The sequence below is a fragment of the Lysobacter sp. A286 genome, assembly GCF_054052105.1.
Window position 1 is genome coordinate 81,979 of sequence record NZ_JBSVRJ010000001.1, and the last position, 16,817, is coordinate 98,795.

Consider the following 16,817-nt stretch of genomic DNA (forward strand, 5'->3'; position numbering starts at 1 on the left):
GAGCCATGAAGAACAAATCAACATCCAGGATGCTTGCCGTCTCCGCTGCAGTGGCCGCGTTGTTCGGGGCCGGACAGGTTGCGGCGCAGGACTTCAGCTTCGGCTGGAACCCGCGCAGCGGTGATGTCTGGGTCGACAGCCGGCTGGACGACGTCAACCGTTACGGTTCTCGCTATCAGCAGCCGTTCGTCGATGAAATGGTTCGTTACCACGGTGCCCCGCGTAGCTTGGTGAGCAGCTTGCTGACCGAGCGCAACTGGGCGCCGGGTGATATCTACTACGCGTGTGCGATCGCCCAGATCATCGGCCGCCCATGCCGTTACGTGGTCGATGAGTGGGAACGCGACCACGCCCAAGGCTGGGGCAACGTTGCCAAGCGGATGGGAATCAAGCCAGGTTCGGCCGAGTTCCATCGGCTCAAGCGCGGCTTCGTATCGAGCTATGACCGTTGGGGCCGGCCGATCCGGATCGACGAAGACCTGTATCGCGACTACCCCGAGCGCGCCCGTGCCGCCCGTCTGCATGCCGATGATGATCGGGGCAAGGGCAAGGTCAACAAGAGCAACAAGAGCAACAAGGGAAATAGCAGCAACAAGGGCAACAACGGCAACAACGGAAAGGGCAACAACGGCGGCAAGAAAAACCAGGGAAACAACGGCAACCACAAGGGCCGGGGCAACTAGTTTCCAAGCAGCTCCAGGTAGGCGCGGATGCGTTTCGCGTTGGTGCCCGCATCACTCTTGCCGACCCGTGATACCGAGCGCACGTCGACCTGGCTGCCGCTGCCGGTGACTTCCGGTTCGACCCGGATCACCACATCGTCCTTGAAGCCGAACCACAACGTGGTCGCGGTGGCCTCGATGCGGCCACTGGCCGGGTCGGCGGCGACGATCTCCCAGTCCATGCTGCGCGCGGTGGACAGTGCGCGCTGGAATGCGTCGGCCGGCGGAACCCCGAGGTGGCGTGTGTCCAGGTCGGGGTAGGCGGTGGCTTGCGCTCGCGCCACCTCCGGTCCGGCAGGGGTCGCCGGGTTTGCCGCGTCAGCCCGCAGCGGCAGGATCGCGACGAACGCCGGTGGACGCTCGGTGTCGGTACTGATGTCGTGGATCGGCGGCACGCTTCTGGCCTGTCGCATCCCGTTCCAGGGCACGAATGCAACCGCGACACCCATCAGCAACGCGGCCACCAGCGCGCCGGTGCCGGTGCGCCGGATGCGCGGAATCAGCAACATCACCAGCGCGATCGCCGCTGCGGCCAAACCGGCATAGGCAGCCCAGCTCATCAGTTTGAAGCCGGTGGGGAATGCCCAAAGTCCCAGCCGGGTGCCCGGCCCGGCCACGGCCAGCAGCAAGACGGCGATAACGCTCAGTGCGAGGGGGTACCGGGGTGCTTTCATGGCGGCTTCCATCGAGTGGCGGTCGGACGCAGTGTGAACCAGCCCGCGTCGGGATGCGAAGCGATCCCCATACCGCCTTGATGCCGGACTAGCTGCCAGACCCCCAAAGCTCCTCAAGGCGCCCGTCGCGGCCGCAACTGAATCGGTAGTACCTGTAACGGATCGGGTTCTTCTCGTAGTAGTCCTGGTGATAGGTCTCGGCCGGGTAGAACGTGGTCGCGACGACGACCTGGGTCGCGATCGGACGCTCGAAGCGACCGGAGGCCTGCCACGTGCGCTTGCTGGCCTCGGCGAGGCGTTGCTGGTCCTCGCCGATGGTGAAAATCGCACTGCGGTATTGGTCGCCGATGTCGCAGAACTGGCGGTCGACCGCGACCGGATCGATGTTGTGCCAGAACACCTCCAGCAACTTCTCGTAGCTGACCTGGCGCGGGTCGTACTTCACCTGCACCGCCTCGGCGTGGCCAGTGGTGCCCGCGGAGACCTGCTCGTAGGTCGGGTTGGCGACGGTGCCGCCGATATAGCCGGAGGTGGTCGATAGCACTCCGGGCAATTGGTCGTACGGCGGCTCCATGCACCAGAAGCAGCCGCCGGCGAACACCGCGACGGCGATGTCGGTCGAAGGCGCGGCGGCCTGTTGGGCATCACTGACACTGCGCTCACCACTGCCCGATTGCGCGCAAGCTGCCAGCGCGGTCAGCAGCGGCAACAGCGCGACCAACACGGCCCGGCGCAAAGGATGTTTCCGCTGCTTGCGCGGCTGCCGGCCACAGCGGGGATCCCGTCGGGTTTGCGAGCCCGGATAGCTGGTCATGGCCGTCACCCCCGCAGTGCTGGAAGTTGCTGGCCTTGCGGTACAAAGCGTAACGCCAGCCCGTTGTTGCACCAGCGCTTGCCCAGTGGCGGCGGGCCATCGTTGAAGATGTGGCCTTGATGGCCGCCGCAGCGGGCACAGTGGTATTCGGTGCGCGGGATCAACAGTATGAAGTCGCGCTTGGTCCCCATCTGGCCGGCGATGGGTCGGGTGAAGCTCGGCCAGCCGGTACCGCTGTCGAACTTGTCTTCACTGTTGAACAGCGGCAGGTAGCACGCGGCGCAGAGGAAGGTGCCCAGGCGCTTCTCGGTGTCCAATGGACTGCTGAAGGCACGTTCGGTATTTTCCTTGAACAAAACATCAAAGGCCGCCGGACTGACCTTGTCGCGCCAGAAGGTGTCGGCATGACCCAGGGCCGACACGACCGCTGTGCCGGGTGGGAGTGCGGGTGGGGCGGCTCGCGAACAGGCCGGCAGCAGTGGCAATGCTGCCATCGCGGCCAAGCCTTGCAGGACGGTGCGACGGTTCATGGACGGTCTCCAAGCGCGGGGCGGTCGGGCACGTAAGGCACGTACGAATTGGTGTCGACTATTAGGTTGGACGTCTGGCGCGGCGGATAATTCCATCCCGGGGGAAAATCCAGCCTGCGGATCAACCAGACGCACATTTTCGACAGTGACCCGGCACGCCGGTGACGACTGCCGTGGGAATTGGGCTACGTTGTCGGTAGCCGTTGTCATGACCAATGGCTGGAACCAGTTGCTGGAACCCGTTGTTGGAACCGGTTGTCAGACCCATCGGTTTGCCAGCGTGAACCTTGCCGTCGCCATTTGTCCATCATCGGCGTGAGCGCTCGCCGTTCCCGTGTTTTCCCTGCCCCCGGAGCCGTCCATGAACCCAAAACCCGCCATTGCCTCTTGGCGCTGGATCTTGCTGCTGGCACTGGTTGTCGCGGTGGCGTGGGCCTGGCAGGCGGGTGCAGGCGAGGCGTTGTCGCTGGAAAACCTGAAAGCGCGGCAGGCCGACCTGCTGGCGTGGGTGGCGACCAATCCGTGGCTTGCGGCGGGACTGTTCTTCCTGGTCTATGTCGCGGTCGCCGCGGCATCGATCCCGGGCGCGGCGGTGCTGACGGTGGCCGCCGGTGCGCTGTTCGGATTGCTGGAAGGCACGCTGCTGGTGTCGTTTGCCAGCACCATCGGCGCGTCGCTGGCGTTCCTGGTGGCACGCTTCGCGTTGCGCGACAGCCTGCGCCGTCGGTACGGCGAGCGCCTGAAGAAGATCGACGCCGGGGTTGAGCGCGATGGCGGGTTCTACCTGTTCACGCTGCGGCTGGTTCCGGTGTTTCCGTTCTTTGTGGTCAACCTGCTGGCCGGGCTGACCGCGCTCAAGCTGCGCACCTTCTACTGGGTCAGCCAGCTCGGCATGCTGGCCGGCACCATCGTGTATGTCTACGCGGGCACCCAGTTGGCGGAAATACGCTCGTTGGGCGACGTGCTGTCACCGGGCTTGATCGGTGCCTTCGTGCTGCTGGGCCTGCTGCCGTTGCTGGCGCGATGGCTGACCCGGTGGTTGGCCGCACGACGGGTGTATCGCGGTTTCAAGCGGCCGGCGCGCTTCGACTACAACCTGCTGGTGATCGGCGCCGGCTCGGCCGGGCTGGTGTCGGCGTATATCGGTTCGACGGTCAAGGCAAAAGTCGCGTTGATCGAGAAACACAAGATGGGCGGCGACTGCCTCAACACCGGTTGCGTGCCCTCGAAGACCTTGCTGTGCACCGCGCGACTGTTGGCGCAAGCGCGTGACAGCCAGCGTTACGGCGTGCGCGCAATGCAGGTGGACTTTGATTTCGCCGAGGCGATGGAGCGCGTGCAGGCGGTGATCGCGAAGATCGAGCCGCATGATTCGGTCGAGCGCTACACCGGCCTGGGCGTCGAGGTGATTCGCGGCGAAGCGAAGATCGTCTCGCCCTGGGAAGTCGAGGTGGAGGGTCGCCGGCTCAGTGCCCGCAGCCTGATCCTCGCCACCGGTGCGCGGCCGCTGGTGCCGACGCTGCCGGGCTTGGACACGGTCAACTACCTGACCAGCGATACCGTGTGGGGCCTGCGCGAGTTGCCAGGGAAATTGCTGGTGCTCGGCGGCGGCCCGGTGGGGTGTGAGCTGACCCAGGTGTTCGCACGCTTCGGCAGCCAGCTGACCCAGGTGGAGATGGCGCCGCGACTGTTGCCGCGCGAGGACGCCGATGCAGCGGTATTGGTGACCGACCAGTTGCGCGCCGACGGTGTGCACGTCGCCACCGCGCACAAGGCCTTGCGGGTGGAAGCAAATGGCAGCGGCGGCTGCCTGGTATGTGAGCACGAAGGCGCCGAGGTCAGGCTCGAATTCGACACCCTGCTGCTGGCGCTGGGCCGCACCGCCAATGTCGAAGGTTTCGGGCTGGAGGAGCTCGGAGTGCAGCTGACCGCGCGCCGCACGATCGAGGCCGACGCGTTGTTGCGGACCAACTTTCCCAATATCCATGTCTGCGGTGACGTTACCGGTCCGTTCCAGTTTACCCACGTCGCATCGCACCAGGCCTGGTACGCGGCCGTCAATGCATTGATCGCGCCGTTGTGGTCGTTCGACGTCGATTACCGGGTGATCCCCTGGGCGACGTTCACCGAGCCGGAGGTCGCGCGCGTTGGGCTGTCGGAAGACGAGGCAAGCCGGCAGCAGATCGAGGTCGAAGTCACCCGTTACGGCATTGATGACCTCGACCGCGCGATCGCCGACGGCGTCGACCGCGGTTTCGTCAAGGTGCTGACCGCGCCGGGCAAGGACAAGATCCTGGGCGCGACGATTGTCGGCGCCCATGCGGGCGAGCTGCTGGCGGAGTTCGTGCTGGCGATGAAGCACGGCATCGGCCTCAACAAGCTGCTCGGCACCATCCATATCTACCCGACCATGGCCGAGGCGAACAAGTTCGTCGCGGGCAACTGGAAACGCGCGCATGCGCCGCAGGCAGTGTTGCGCTGGACCGAGCGATTCTTCGCCTGGCGTCGGGGCTGAGCGATGGATGCTGCGGCGGTGCTGGCGAAGCTGACGGTGGTGGTGCCGGTGGGGCCGGGCGACGCGATGTCGGCGCGATTGCACGCGCAACTGGCAGTGTTGCCGTCACAGGTCCGGGTGGTTCACGCGCAGACCGGAGCGGTCCCGGACGCGGTCCCGGTGACTCCTGCGGTCGCGGCAACCGTGGCGGGCCAGGGAGCCGGGGAAGTTGCTCACCTGGCTATCGACGAGGCCATTCGCCCGTCGCCGCGCTGGCAGGTCATCGCTGCGCCAGCCGGCCGCGCCACGCAGCAAAACGCGGGTGCGCGCGATGCGGAAGGTGTCTGGTTGTGGTTCCTGCACGCCGATTGTGTGTTGGCCGCCGGCACGTTGCCGGCGCTGGCGCGCTTTATCGATCAGGCCGGTGCATCCGATACCGCCGAGGCGGGATATTTCGATCTGCGCTTCCTCGATGACGGGCCGGTATGGATGCGCCTGAATACGCTCGGTACCTGGCTTCGCAGCCGCTGGCTGGGTTTGCCATTCGGGGACCAGGGCCTGATCCTGCCGCGCGCCGTGTTTGAACGCCTCGGTGGTTTTGACCCGGGGCTGGACCGCGGCGAAGACCATGACCTGGTCTGGCGTTTGCGCCGGGCCAAAGTGCGACTGCGGCCGATTGGCGCCTGGTTGTTCACCAGTGCACGCAAGTATGCCGAGCAGGGTTGGTGGTCGACCACGTGGTGGCACCTGCGCGAGACCTGGCGACAGGCCCGGCGCTTCTCGCAAAGCGAGTCGGGTCGATGAGCGGCGCGCTGGCGATCTTCGTCAAGACGCCCGGGCGTTCCGGCATCAAGACCCGGCTTGCGGCCGAGTGCGGCGAGGCCTACGCCATTGACTGGTATCGCCGTGCAGCCGCTGCGGTTGCATCGGTAGCGCGTGCCGCGCAGGCGCGCTTTGGGGTGACGGCGTATTGGGCCGTCGCCGAAAGCGACGCGCTGGAGGCCTGGCCCGGACTGCCCACCATCGCCCAGGGCGAGGGTGGCTTGGGCGAACGCATGGGCCACGTGCACGCGCAACTGGTCGAACGCCACGGCTTCGGCCTGCTGCTTGGCGCCGATACACCGCAGCTTACGGTGGAGGCGATCGCCGGGGCGGCCGATTGGCTGAGGACACCGTCGCCGCGGCTGCTGCTCGGTCCGGCCGATGACGGTGGTTTCTGGTTGTTCGGCGCCAATACTGTGCCGCCGTTGCCAACGTGGACCGCAGTCCGCTACAGCACCTCTGACACCGCACAGGCGTTGCAGCACTCGATGCGCGACTGCGGCGACTGGCGCACACTGGCAACGTTGACCGACGCCGACCACGCCAGTGACCTGGTGGCCGTGCAGCGCGCCTTGGAGGCCTTGCCCGCTTCAACGCCGGAGCAACGCGACCTCGCGCACTGGATGCGCGAACCACCGGGCTCCATCGTGGGTCCAACCTCATGACAGGCTCATGGAGCCATCGCGTCTTGCATTGGCGTCCGCGCCTTTTCGGAAATGACGGATCAAAACGAGGTCTTTCGATATTCCCGTGAGTTATCTGGATGCCATCGTCGGCCACGAAGCGGCACTGCGACTGGGCGGATTCGTGCTGGTGCTGTTGACGCTGGCGGTGGCCGAGCGGGTGTGGCCGGCGCGCGGTGATGCCGCGCCGGCGCCGCGTCAGTGGTCCAACCTGGGATTGGTGGTGCTCGACACGGCGTTGGTGCGCCTGGCGTTTCCGTTGCTCGCGGTGGTCCTGGCAACCCGGGTACATGCTCGCGGCGGCGGCTTGTTCGGCCTGCTGGATTGGGCGCCGTGGCTGGAGATATCGTTGGCGGTGTTGCTGCTGGATGCCGCGATCTACTGGCAGCACCGGCTGCTGCACGTCATCCCGCTGCTGTGGCCGCTGCATCGCGTGCATCACAGTGATATCGCGTTCGATGTCACCACCGGAGTGCGCTTCCATCCGCTGGAGATCGGCCTGTCGATGGCGATCAAGCTCGGGCTGGTCGTCGCGCTTGGGATGCACCCAGCCGCCGTGGTGATCTTCGAGGTGTTGCTGTCGGCGGCCAGCCTGTTCACCCATGCCGACTTTGCCTTCCCGCCACGGCTGGACCGCAGCTTGCGTGTGGTGATCGTGACTCCGTCGATGCACCGCATCCACCATTCCGTGCGTCGTGAGGAAACCGACAGCAACTACGGCTTCAACCTGTCGCTGTGGGATCGTCTGTTCGGCAGCTATTGCGTGCGTGCCGCGGAACCCGAACGCAGCATGCCGATCGGCCTGTCGCAGTGGCGCGATCCAGCCGAACTGGGGCTGGGTGCGCTGTTGCTGCAGCCGTTCCGGCGTGCGCCACGCCCGCCGGATGCGGCCGCCCCCGTGGTTTCGTCCCGTCCCACGTCACCCAAGGACTCCCCACATGCATGACACCTGGCCGCTACTGCAGGACAGCGACTTCCCGCGAATCCAGCGCGAGCGCCTGGACACGCTGCAGCTCAACCTGGGCTATCTGTGCAACCTCAGCTGCATCCATTGCCACGTCGCCGCCGGCCCGCGCCGGACCGAGCTGATGGATCGCGACACCATGGCGCTGGCTCTGGAGGTCGCGAAGCAGCATCGCGTCGGCACCTTGGACGTCACCGGCGGCTCACCGGAGATGAACCCGGATTTCCGCTGGCTGGTGACACAGGCGCGTGATGCTGGCCTGCACGTGATGGACCGGCTCAACCCGACAATCATGGAAGAACCTGGCTACGAATGGGTCGGCGGATTCCTCGCGCAGCACGGCGTCGAAGCCATCGCCTCGCTGCCCTGTCACAGTCAGGCCAACGTGGACGAACAACGGGGGCAGGGTGTGTTCGAGGCCTCGATCCGCGCGCTGCAAACACTCAACGCGCTTGGCTACGGTCATGACGGCAGCGGCCTGGTGCTCAACCTGGTCTACAACCCCAACGGCGCGTTCCTGCCGCCGGACCAGCAGCAACTGCAGGCCGACTACAAGCGCCTGCTCGGCGACAACTTCGGCATCGTCTTCAACCAGCTGTTCGCGTTGGCCAACATGCCGATCCAGCGCTACGGCTCGTGGCTGCTGTCGAAAGGCCACTTCGCGACCTACATGGCGACCCTCAAGAGCGCGCACCGCGACGACAACCTGGACGGCGTGATGTGCCGCTCACTGCTCAGCGTCGACTACCAGGGTTACCTGTACGACTGCGATTTCAACCAGATGCTGCACCTGCCGCTGGGCGCTACCGGTCCGGCCGCCGCAGGCGCGGCGCGGCCACACCTGCGTGATCTGCTCGATGGCCCGCTGACGCGCAGGATCGCCACCGCGGAGCATTGTTACGGCTGCACCGCTGGCCAGGGTTCCAGCTGCGGCGGCGCGTTGTTTTGACGGCCATCTGCCGGACGGGCCGTCAAATGGGTGTGGGCAGCAGCGCATCGCGCATTGCTCTTACATCGGAGGTATCGGCACGACTGACCAGCGCGTAGTTGTAGCCATCGTCCGACCAGTACGCCGTGGCCAGTTGTCCTTCGCGCCGTTGTCCGCGCAGCAGTGCGCCGGCGTGCGGTGATGGCGGACGGATATAGAAGCTGATGGCGTTGCCCCGCTGGTCTTCATACAGCACCATCGCCGCCGGACCGCTGTCGGTGGCAGTCAGGCGGCCACCGACGGGATGAAAGCCGGCGCCAGCCAGGTTTGGCAGCCGGGCGGCGTTCTGGAAGCGCTGGTCCAGCCACGTTTGCAGCTCGCCCGCATGACGTTGCGTGATATCGAGTTGCACCCGCCGATCTACCGCAAACATGCGGTAGGCCTGCAGTGCGTCGGCCATCGGCGCTGCGGCCGTTGCTGTGGCGGCCAGCGGTGCTTCCGCGCTGGGCGCTGTCCGGCTGCGCGCTTGCCAACCGCCGATGCCACCCATGCCAAGCGTCAGCACCAGCGAGGCCGCCAACGCCAGACGCGCGCGCGTGCGATGCCGACGCCGTGCGCGGATCGCAGACGGATCGAGATTCGGCTGACCCGACGACGGCGGCAAGCCGCCCAGCCGGGCGCGCAGTTGCTGCGCGTCACGCTGCCATGCGCGTATTTCCTCGGCGCGGGTCGGGTGGCGATCCAGCCACGCTTCCACACGTGCGCAACCGGCTTCGTCCAGATGGCCATCGATATAGGCGTGGATCTCGGCTTCGTCGAGGAATGAGCTGGTTTTGGTCATGTCGTTCATTTGAGTAACCGCAACGAAGGAGTCTTCGATACCTCACCATCGCCAAGCCGACGCAATGCGGCGCGTGCACGCGACAACCGGGACATCACGGTGCCGATGGGGATATCGAGCAGACCGGCCACTTCGTGATAGCTGAGTCCTTCTACTGAAACCCAAAGCAACAACTGCCGCTGCTCATCGGACAAGCGCTCCAGTGCATGCACCACCGATTGTGCAATCACTTCACGTTCCACTGACGGCTGCTCGACCGCCGCGCCGCCACGAAAAAGTTCCAGCATGCTGGCGTAGCGGCTCGCACGCCGCTTGCCGTCCAGGAATTGGCGATACGCGATAGCAAATAGCCACGGACGCAGCGCGGCGTCATCACGCCGGCTGCTCCAGCGCGATATTGCCCGCTCCAGCGTGGACTGGACCAGGTCGTCGGCGCTGCTGGCATCGCGCGTCAGCCAGCGCGCAAACCGTTGCAACCGCGGCAACAGCTCGCGTAGCTGGTCATCAATGTCGTGATCGAGCATGGCCGGATCGACCTCCTGCGGTGTGACCTGTACAGGGTAGACGCCGCTGGCCATCGATTATTCCCTGCGTCCTGTTTTCCACAGGGGCAGCCCTGTCGGTGGGCGCACGTCAGGGAATAAACCTCCGCGGTGTGCGTCTCCCTTGACGAACAAACCGCCCGATTGCCTCCACCAGCCCACAGGAATCCACATGACCTCCAACAGCAGCTTTCCGACCGCACGGCGCCCGCATCTGATGCTGGCGCGCTTCACCGCGGCCTTTGCCCTCGCCTTTGGCGTTGCCAGCGTCGATGCCGCCGAACCGCAGGACGTGTTTCCCGCATCGGTCTACGTGACATTGCAAACCAGCAACGCGGTGGAAAGCATGCCGGCGGGAGACACCTGGGGTGCGCTGACCGGCGCCCACTACAACACCATCAGTGCTGATGGCACCCGCATGCTGGTCAGCAGCAAGGATCTGCCGGAGGCCTATCTGGTGGACGCGCACAGCGGAAAAAAGCTGACGACCTTTGAAATCGGCCCGACGCCCCAGGGCGTGGCAATCAGCCCCGATGGCCGTTGGGGGCTTGCCGTCAGCGCCGGCAATGGCACCGTCGCGGTCATCGACATGGAAGCGCAGAGCCTGGTCAAGTCGATTGACGTCGGCGAGGTACCGCACAACGCGCGCTTTACCGCGGACGGCAAGCTCGCCTACGTCACCTTGCAAGGTGGTACCGGCGTGGCCGTGGTGGATATGCAGACGCTGACAAAGATCGACGAGATCCCGGTGCCGGGCATCAGGGGACCGCACAACCTTGATCTTTCCGCCGATGGAAAAACCCTGTGGGTCCGCGATCTTGTCGGCAAGGTCGCCGCAGTCGACATCAAGTCCCAGAAGGTACTGGCGGTGATCCCGGTTGGCCTGAGTCACGGCGGTATCGACGTTATTCCCGGCGGTCGTTACGTGTTCACTGGCGCGATTGCCGACCATCTGGTGGACGTGATCGATCCGGCCACGCTCAAGGTGGTCAAGCGTATCGATGTCGGCCAGGGACCGCATGGTGTTCGTGCCAGCCATGACGGGCGTTGGGTTTACGTGGGCGTCACCGGCACCGACAAAGTCGCGGTGATCGACACCAGGACCCTGGAGATCGTCAAGCAGGTGCCCACCCATGGCGAGTTGCCGTTCTGGATCACCGTGGTCGGCAACGACTGAGTCCGCCCGATTTTCTCCAGAGGATCACCCCATGACAGACACGTTCATTCCCGGCATCTCCCGCCGCGTCCTGCTCCGGAAACTGGCCGTGGCCGCCGGCGCGGCCGCCAGCCTGCCGCTGTTGGCCTGGCCCGCGTCGGCACGCGCCGAAACGGCCGCCGACGCCGGCAAGGCGAGCAAATCGGCACTGCAATACCAGGATCAGCCAAAGGGAACATCCGCGTGCGTGAATTGCGCCAACTTCGTACCGGGCAAGGACCCCAGCGCCGATGGAACCTGCATCATCGTCGCCGGCGACATCAGCCCCCAGGCCTGGTGCCTGGCTTATGCGGGGAACGGTTAAGGTGAACAAGCCTTTGCCCCGTCCGCATCCTGACGAGGCACGATAGTGAACGACACCATGGATCGACGCGCGTTGCTGGCGGTGGGAACGGTACTTGCGGCAGGCAGCGTGCTGCCGGCACGGGCCAACGATAACGGCGCGCAGGAACACATGCGCATGATGGGGATGGCCGCATCCCGCGCGTCGCACCGAAGGTCGCGATGCTGGTTTACCCGGGGATGGTGGTGCTCGACCTGATGGCGTCAGACTGGCGTCAGCACGTAACCGATGCCCCGCACAGCGCGTAGTGGGAGCGTTTCGCCAGTTTCGGAAATCACCTTCCGGCGCAGCCGGTGGACCAGCATTTCAAGGCGATGCGGGTCGAAGTCGTGCAGGTCAAGCATGAGCTGCGCCGTGATGGTCGCGCGGGTGACGGCTTCGCTCGCCGATGCGAAGAGCAGGTCCAGCAGCATGCGTTCGGCTTGGGTCAATGGCACCTTGCGCCCGCTTGGAGCGACCACGCACCAACCCTCAAGGTCCAACTGCCACCCGGTGGCAGCGGGTCGGGTCGGCGGGGCAGTGGTCTCCGCGATCCGTCGCAAGACGCTCCGTACAGTGGCGGCCAGCACGCCGATGTCGACCGGCTTGGTGATGTAGGCATCAGCGCCCAGGTCCAACCCGCGTGCCTGGTCCAGGTTCGAGCGCAGACGTCCCGTCAGCATGATGATGCCGGCGTTTGTCAGCGTCCGGAGGTTGCGCGCCAGAGTGAAGCCGTCCTCGTCAGGCAGACCGACGTCGAGGATATACATCGAGTAGTCCCGCGACAGCATGCTGCGGTAGGCCTCGATGGCACTACCGGCCCCGACCGTGACGAAGCCGGCGTCATGCAGGCCGGGCCTCAGGATTTCGTCACGCAATTCGGCGTCGTCCTCCACCACGAGGATCACCTGCCTGTCGTCAACCACTTCGTTGTCCCCTTGTCGCCGGCATGCAGTGCCGCTGTCACCGCATTGAGTTGCCGTCCCGCATCCTGATGCGCCGCTTGCACCAGTTTCCGCTTTACTCATCCTACGCGGGATTGCGCGTGCCCTCGGCTCGAATGCCCGCTCTGTGATACCCGTCACTTGTATGTCGTGTGTGCAGGAATGCGGGAGGGCCGGGCAACGGTCGGCCTGCTGTAGAGTCGCTCCCTCGGCTGCATCCGAGCATGACGAGGTGCGTTCATGAGTATTGTTCTGCCTGCACCAATTCGCTGGATAGGCAATCCGTGGCGGGCGTTGTCGGGGTGGCTGTCGCGCGCGCCGATCGACAATCCGGTCGACCGGCGCAATGCGCCCATGCTGCAGGTCTTGTTGCTGTTGCTGGCGTTCACGCCCCCGCTGATGTGGCTGTATCGCATCTTTGGCGTCGACACCCCATGGCGGCCAGGTGAGACCGCCAGCCTGGTCACCAGCATCGTCATCAGCGTCTTCGCCCTGTTCGATCTGTGGCTGGTACGGCGCGGCCGCTTCCAGGGTGCGGTGCGATTGCTGATGGTGGTGCTCGCGGTCGGGACACTGCTGGGTTACCTCGGCAGCGGATTCGGCGCCAGTCGCTACGAACAGCCGATCCAGGCCGTGTGGCTGATCATCGCCGGGCTCGTGATTGGCCGTCGCGCACTGTGGTTGATGTACGGCTGGATGGTGCTGGCGTTCGCCGTTGGCAGCGTGGTGGATTTCCGTGCCATGGACAACAGCGACGCCGCGATGGTCGCGGCCGTTGACTGCATCATCGCCGCGTTGATCTTCCTGTTCATCGCGATCGTGGTCGACCGTACGGTGGCCGCACTGCGCGAGAGCCTGCAGGCGGCAACGCTGCGCGGGGATGAACTCACTCGCAGCAACGAGCGACTGCAAGCCGAGATCCTCGAGCGCGAGCGCATCCACGGACAATTGATTCACGCCCAGAAGGTCGAGGCGGTAGGTCGGCTGGCCAGCGGGTTGGCGCACGACTTCAACCACCTGCTCGGACTGATCATCGGGCATGCGGAGCGGGGCCGGCGCGACGATAGCGACCCCGAGTCGCAGAGGAAGGCATTGGCAGGAGTGGAGTCGGCTGCACGCCGTGCGACCGCGATCAGCCAGAAGCTGCTGAACTTCAGCAGACGCGATGTCGCGGTGCCGGAAACCTTCGATGCCAGCCAGGCGCTGCGTGACATGCAGCCGATGCTGCGGCAACTGTTCGACCCGACGGTGGCGATCCGGATGGACGTGCCGGATCAGTCGCTGCCGATCCGCTTCGACCACGCGCAGTTCGACCTGATGATCCTCAACATTGCGGCCAACGCCAACCAGGCGATGGCCGACGGCGGCACTTTCCACGTCGAGCTGCATCCGCCAGCGGCGAAGGATCGGCTGGCGCTCGGCCTGCGCGACACCGGCCATGGCATGGACGAAGCTACCCGTGCGCGCGTGTTCGAAGCCTTCTTCACCACTCGGCCGGCGGGGCAGGGCACCGGGCTGGGCCTGGCCGTCGCCCACGACCTCATTGTCGATGCCGGCGGCTGCATTGACGTGGACAGCATGCCCGGAGAGGGCACCACGGTCCGGATTGAACTGCCGCTGGAAGCGTCCACCGCGCCATCGCTTGAGGCGGATTTGAGCCGTGTGCCCTAACGAGCCGTCCTTGCGACGGCGGCTGACGATGGTGCTACACAGCCTAGAATGTAGCACTCGGTTAACAAAAAACCTCCGGAAACTCCCGTAAGTGGTCGAGAACGTGACCCCTGACAATGAGGCTGAAAGCTTGATAGGTCGGGGAAGAGCCCGCTATGAGGCGTCGCTGCGTCTGTCGGTCGCGCCGATGATGGACTGGACCGATACCCATTGCCGGGTGTTCCATCGCCTGCTCGCGCCGCATGCGAGGCTGTACACCGAGATGGTCCACGCCAATGCGGTGATCCACGGCAGCAAGACCGAGGAGGGCCGTGCACGGTTGCTGGCGCTGGATCCGGTCGAGCATCCGGTCGCGCTGCAACTGGGTGGCAGCGAGCCGGCACTGCTGGCTCAGGCGGCGCGGATCGGGGCCGATATCGGCTTCGATGAGGTCAACCTCAATTGCGGCTGTCCCTCCGACCGCGTCCAGGCCGGGCGCTTTGGTGCCTGCCTGATGCGCGAGCCGGCGCTGGTCGCCGCTTCGGTGAAGGCAATGGTCGACGCCTGCGACGTGCCCGTCACCGTCAAGTGTCGGCTCGGGGTCGACGATGATCACGACTACGACCGCTTCCGCGCCTTCATCGACGAGGTTGCCGAAGCCGGCTGCCGGATGTTCGTGGTGCATGCGCGCAATGCCTGGCTGCAAGGTCTGAGCCCGAAGGAGAACCGCGAGGTGCCGCCGCTGCGTTACGACTGGGCGTACCGGATCAAGCGCGAGCGGCCCGACCTGCAGGTGATCGTCAACGGCGGCATCAACGAGGCGGCCGAGGCGGGCGCGCACCTGGACCACGTCGACGGCGCGATGCTCGGCCGCGCTGCGTATCACGATCCCTACCTGCTGCACCGGCTCGACGCCGCCTGGTTCGACGGTGAGGTGCGCCCGCGTGCCGAGCTGTTGCGCCAGTTCAGGCCCTACGTCGAGAGCCAGCTTGAGCGCGGCGTCTATCTCAAGCACATTACCCGCCATCTGCTTGGCCTGTTTGCCGGTCAGCGTGGTGGTCGGGCGTTCCGCCAGGTGCTCAGCGAGGGCGCACACAAGCCCGGCGCCGACTGGGGGCTGGTCGAGCGCGCGCTGACGGTCACCGAGTCGTTCCAGTCCGATGCCGCCACGGCCTGACCCTGATCATCCCTCTACCGCCTGGACCTGCAAGGACCGCGCATGCTGACCCGTGATACTGCTGCCTTTCTCGATATAACCCGCCGCGTCGACGCCGACTTCGGCCCCGCCACCGCGCGCGCCGCCTTCATGGTTGCGCCCGATGGGTTCCGGCTGGCCGAGCAGTCCGCCGCCGACAACCGCTACATGGCCCAGGCCGATGGATTCGACGCCGCACGCGCGTCGGCGCAGCACCGGGACCTGCAGCGCGCGTTCGCCGACGTCATCCCGACCATCTGCTTCGCCGGTGATCCGGACACGCCGGACGCGCTGTTTCCCAACAACGTGTTCGCGACCTCGCGGCCCGAAGCGGGCACGCCGCGTTACGTGGTCGGTCGCATGCGGCACCCGGTGCGCCAGCGTGAAGCCAGCCGCGACGACATCCGCGGGTTCTTTGGCGACGTGCTGGGCTATGCCGAGATCGACCTGTCGTCCCAGCCGCACCCGTGCGAGCTGACCGGCGCGCTGGTGATCGACCGCGCGCGCGGCCTTGGTTTTGCCGGCTTGTCGGAGCGTTGCGACGAGCAGGGCGCGCGGTTGATGCACGAGGCGTTGGGCTTGCGCGCGACGCTGCTGTTCGACCTGGCCGAGGGCGAGTACCACACCAACGTGGTGCTCGCGGTGCTGGCCGGCCGCGCCGCGTTGATCTGTCCCAACGGGTTTTCCGATCCGGCTGTGGTCGAGGCGATCGCCGCGTTGTATGCACCCCACGCGATCGAACTGTCGCCCGCCGAGCACGCCGCGTTTGCCGGAAATGCGATTTCACTGTCGCCCGATGCGGTCTGGATGAGCGCCGAAGCCGGTCGTTCGCTGACGGCGGGCAGCCGCGACACCTTGACCTCCGCCGGGTTCCAGGTGAGGACGGTCGAGCTGGATGCGATCGAGGCCGGCGGCGGGTCGCTGCGCTGCTGCGTGGGCGAGATCTATTGACGATGGGCGTCAATGCCCGGCGATACTGAACGGGACCGGGATGTGAAGAAAAAGTTCAGACCGGATTCACCGCCTCGTCACGAGAATGCAAGGCCCTCATCCAGTTGGCTGCGCCTGTTGCGCGGCCCCGGAGCGTCATGTCCCGCCGCGTCGTCATCTTCGCCTCGTTGATTGCCTTCATTGCCACGGCGATGGCGGGCGGTGATGCGTTGGCGCAGCGTACCCGTGACAAGGCGCGGGAGTCGGACCGGGCGGGTATCGAGCGCGGCCAGGCCGGACCGACGCAACGTCGTGGTCACGACAGCGAGCGCGTCGCAGACCAGCGCGCATTGTCCGAGGCCGTGCGTCGGGTTGAGCGACGGACCGACGGCGAGGTGATCAGCGCCGAGCGGGTGCCGTACGATGGGCGTGACATCAATCGCATCAAGATCGTCGACTCCAGCGGGCGCGTCCGCGTGTATGTTGATGATCCGCGCAAACACGCCGCGCAGGACGATTGACGCCGTACACGCCACGACAACAACT

The 16,817-nt window shown here is 65.7% G+C and carries 18 protein-coding genes; 12 read left to right on the forward strand and 6 right to left on the reverse strand.

What is annotated here, in order from left to right:
* The first annotated feature begins 5 nt into the window (after positions 1–5).
* The gene (locus ACW7G0_RS00365) at positions 6–683 is read left to right on the forward strand and encodes a hypothetical protein (RefSeq protein ID WP_456986915.1); all 678 of its coding nucleotides are present in this window, start codon (positions 6–8) and stop codon (positions 681–683) included.
* On the opposite strand, the gene ACW7G0_RS00370 is transcribed toward ACW7G0_RS00365, so the two are convergent.
* The 3 genes from ACW7G0_RS00370 to msrB all read right to left on the reverse strand — a co-directional run bounded on the left by ACW7G0_RS00370 (position 680) and on the right by msrB (position 2,740).
* Complete coding sequence (locus ACW7G0_RS00370; RefSeq protein ID WP_456986917.1) at positions 680–1,396, reverse strand: DUF1499 domain-containing protein; 717 nt, start codon at positions 1,394–1,396, stop codon at positions 680–682. The two genes, ACW7G0_RS00365 and ACW7G0_RS00370, sit on opposite strands and share 4 nt — an antisense overlap.
* Positions 1,397–1,484: 88 nt before the next feature.
* On the reverse strand, positions 1,485–2,210 hold the full coding sequence (msrA, locus tag ACW7G0_RS00375) for a peptide-methionine (S)-S-oxide reductase MsrA (RefSeq protein WP_456986918.1): 726 nt from the start codon (positions 2,208–2,210) through the stop codon (positions 1,485–1,487).
* 5 nt (positions 2,211–2,215) lie between these two features.
* Positions 2,216–2,740 (reverse strand): peptide-methionine (R)-S-oxide reductase MsrB, encoded by a 525-nt coding sequence (gene msrB, locus ACW7G0_RS00380; RefSeq protein ID WP_456986920.1) that lies wholly within the window; start codon positions 2,738–2,740, stop codon positions 2,216–2,218.
* Between the two features lie 361 nt (positions 2,741–3,101).
* Here msrB and ACW7G0_RS00385 point away from each other — a divergent pair, with 361 nt between their 5' ends.
* The 5 genes from ACW7G0_RS00385 (at position 3,102) to arsS (ending at position 8,652) form a co-directional block, all read left to right on the forward strand.
* The gene (locus ACW7G0_RS00385) at positions 3,102–5,255 is read left to right on the forward strand and encodes an FAD-dependent oxidoreductase (protein ID WP_456986922.1); all 2,154 of its coding nucleotides are present in this window, start codon (positions 3,102–3,104) and stop codon (positions 5,253–5,255) included.
* Positions 5,256–5,258: 3 nt separating this feature from the next.
* Positions 5,259–6,038 carry a glycosyltransferase gene (locus ACW7G0_RS00390; protein ID WP_456986923.1) on the forward strand — a complete coding sequence of 260 codons (780 nt, stop codon included), beginning with the start codon at positions 5,259–5,261 and terminating at the stop codon, positions 6,036–6,038.
* On the forward strand, positions 6,035–6,721 hold the full coding sequence (locus tag ACW7G0_RS00395; protein WP_456986925.1) for a TIGR04282 family arsenosugar biosynthesis glycosyltransferase: 687 nt from the start codon (positions 6,035–6,037) through the stop codon (positions 6,719–6,721). Before ACW7G0_RS00390 ends, ACW7G0_RS00395 begins: the two co-directional genes overlap by 4 nt.
* A gap of 85 nt (positions 6,722–6,806) precedes the next feature.
* Complete coding sequence (locus tag ACW7G0_RS00400) at positions 6,807–7,685, forward strand: sterol desaturase family protein (protein WP_456986927.1); 879 nt, start codon at positions 6,807–6,809, stop codon at positions 7,683–7,685.
* A complete protein-coding gene (gene arsS / locus ACW7G0_RS00405; RefSeq protein WP_456986928.1) occupies positions 7,678–8,652 on the forward strand; it encodes an arsenosugar biosynthesis radical SAM (seleno)protein ArsS in 975 nt (324 codons plus the stop codon). Before ACW7G0_RS00400 ends, arsS begins: the two co-directional genes overlap by 8 nt.
* A gap of 22 nt (positions 8,653–8,674) precedes the next feature.
* Here the strand turns inward: arsS and ACW7G0_RS00410 are convergent, their stop codons facing one another.
* Together ACW7G0_RS00410 and ACW7G0_RS00415 are read right to left on the reverse strand one after the other, a co-directional pair.
* A complete protein-coding gene (locus ACW7G0_RS00410) occupies positions 8,675–9,481 on the reverse strand; it encodes an anti-sigma factor family protein (RefSeq protein WP_456986929.1) in 807 nt (268 codons plus the stop codon).
* Complete coding sequence (locus ACW7G0_RS00415; RefSeq protein ID WP_456989398.1) at positions 9,478–9,996, reverse strand: RNA polymerase sigma factor; 519 nt, start codon at positions 9,994–9,996, stop codon at positions 9,478–9,480. Before ACW7G0_RS00415 ends, ACW7G0_RS00410 begins: the two co-directional genes overlap by 4 nt.
* A gap of 190 nt (positions 9,997–10,186) precedes the next feature.
* On the opposite strand from ACW7G0_RS00415, the gene ACW7G0_RS00420 reads away from it, so the two are divergent.
* Together ACW7G0_RS00420 and ACW7G0_RS00425 are read left to right on the forward strand one after the other, a co-directional pair.
* Positions 10,187–11,191 (forward strand): YncE family protein, encoded by a 1,005-nt coding sequence (locus ACW7G0_RS00420; protein WP_456986931.1) that lies wholly within the window; start codon positions 10,187–10,189, stop codon positions 11,189–11,191.
* 31 nt (positions 11,192–11,222) lie between these two features.
* Complete coding sequence (locus tag ACW7G0_RS00425) at positions 11,223–11,534, forward strand: high-potential iron-sulfur protein (RefSeq protein ID WP_456986933.1); 312 nt, start codon at positions 11,223–11,225, stop codon at positions 11,532–11,534.
* A 242-nt stretch (positions 11,535–11,776) separates the two neighbouring features.
* Here the strand turns inward: ACW7G0_RS00425 and ACW7G0_RS00430 are convergent, their stop codons facing one another.
* Positions 11,777–12,478: a response regulator transcription factor gene (locus tag ACW7G0_RS00430; protein WP_456986934.1), complete on the reverse strand. Its 702-nt coding sequence runs from the start codon at positions 12,476–12,478 to the stop codon at positions 11,777–11,779.
* Positions 12,479–12,736: 258 nt separating this feature from the next.
* Here ACW7G0_RS00430 and ACW7G0_RS00435 point away from each other — a divergent pair, with 258 nt between their 5' ends.
* From ACW7G0_RS00435 to ACW7G0_RS00450, 4 genes are all read left to right on the forward strand, one after another.
* Entirely contained in the window at positions 12,737–14,167 is a 1,431-nt protein-coding gene (locus ACW7G0_RS00435) for a sensor histidine kinase (protein WP_456986936.1), read from the forward strand.
* A 133-nt stretch (positions 14,168–14,300) separates the two neighbouring features.
* Positions 14,301–15,323 (forward strand): tRNA dihydrouridine(20/20a) synthase DusA, encoded by a 1,023-nt coding sequence (gene dusA, locus ACW7G0_RS00440; RefSeq protein ID WP_456989399.1) that lies wholly within the window; start codon positions 14,301–14,303, stop codon positions 15,321–15,323.
* A 42-nt stretch (positions 15,324–15,365) separates the two neighbouring features.
* Positions 15,366–16,292: an arginine deiminase-related protein gene (locus ACW7G0_RS00445; protein WP_456986938.1), complete on the forward strand. Its 927-nt coding sequence runs from the start codon at positions 15,366–15,368 to the stop codon at positions 16,290–16,292.
* A 137-nt stretch (positions 16,293–16,429) separates the two neighbouring features.
* Complete coding sequence (locus ACW7G0_RS00450) at positions 16,430–16,792, forward strand: PepSY domain-containing protein (RefSeq protein ID WP_456986939.1); 363 nt, start codon at positions 16,430–16,432, stop codon at positions 16,790–16,792.
* The last annotated feature ends 25 nt before the right edge of the window (positions 16,793–16,817 follow it).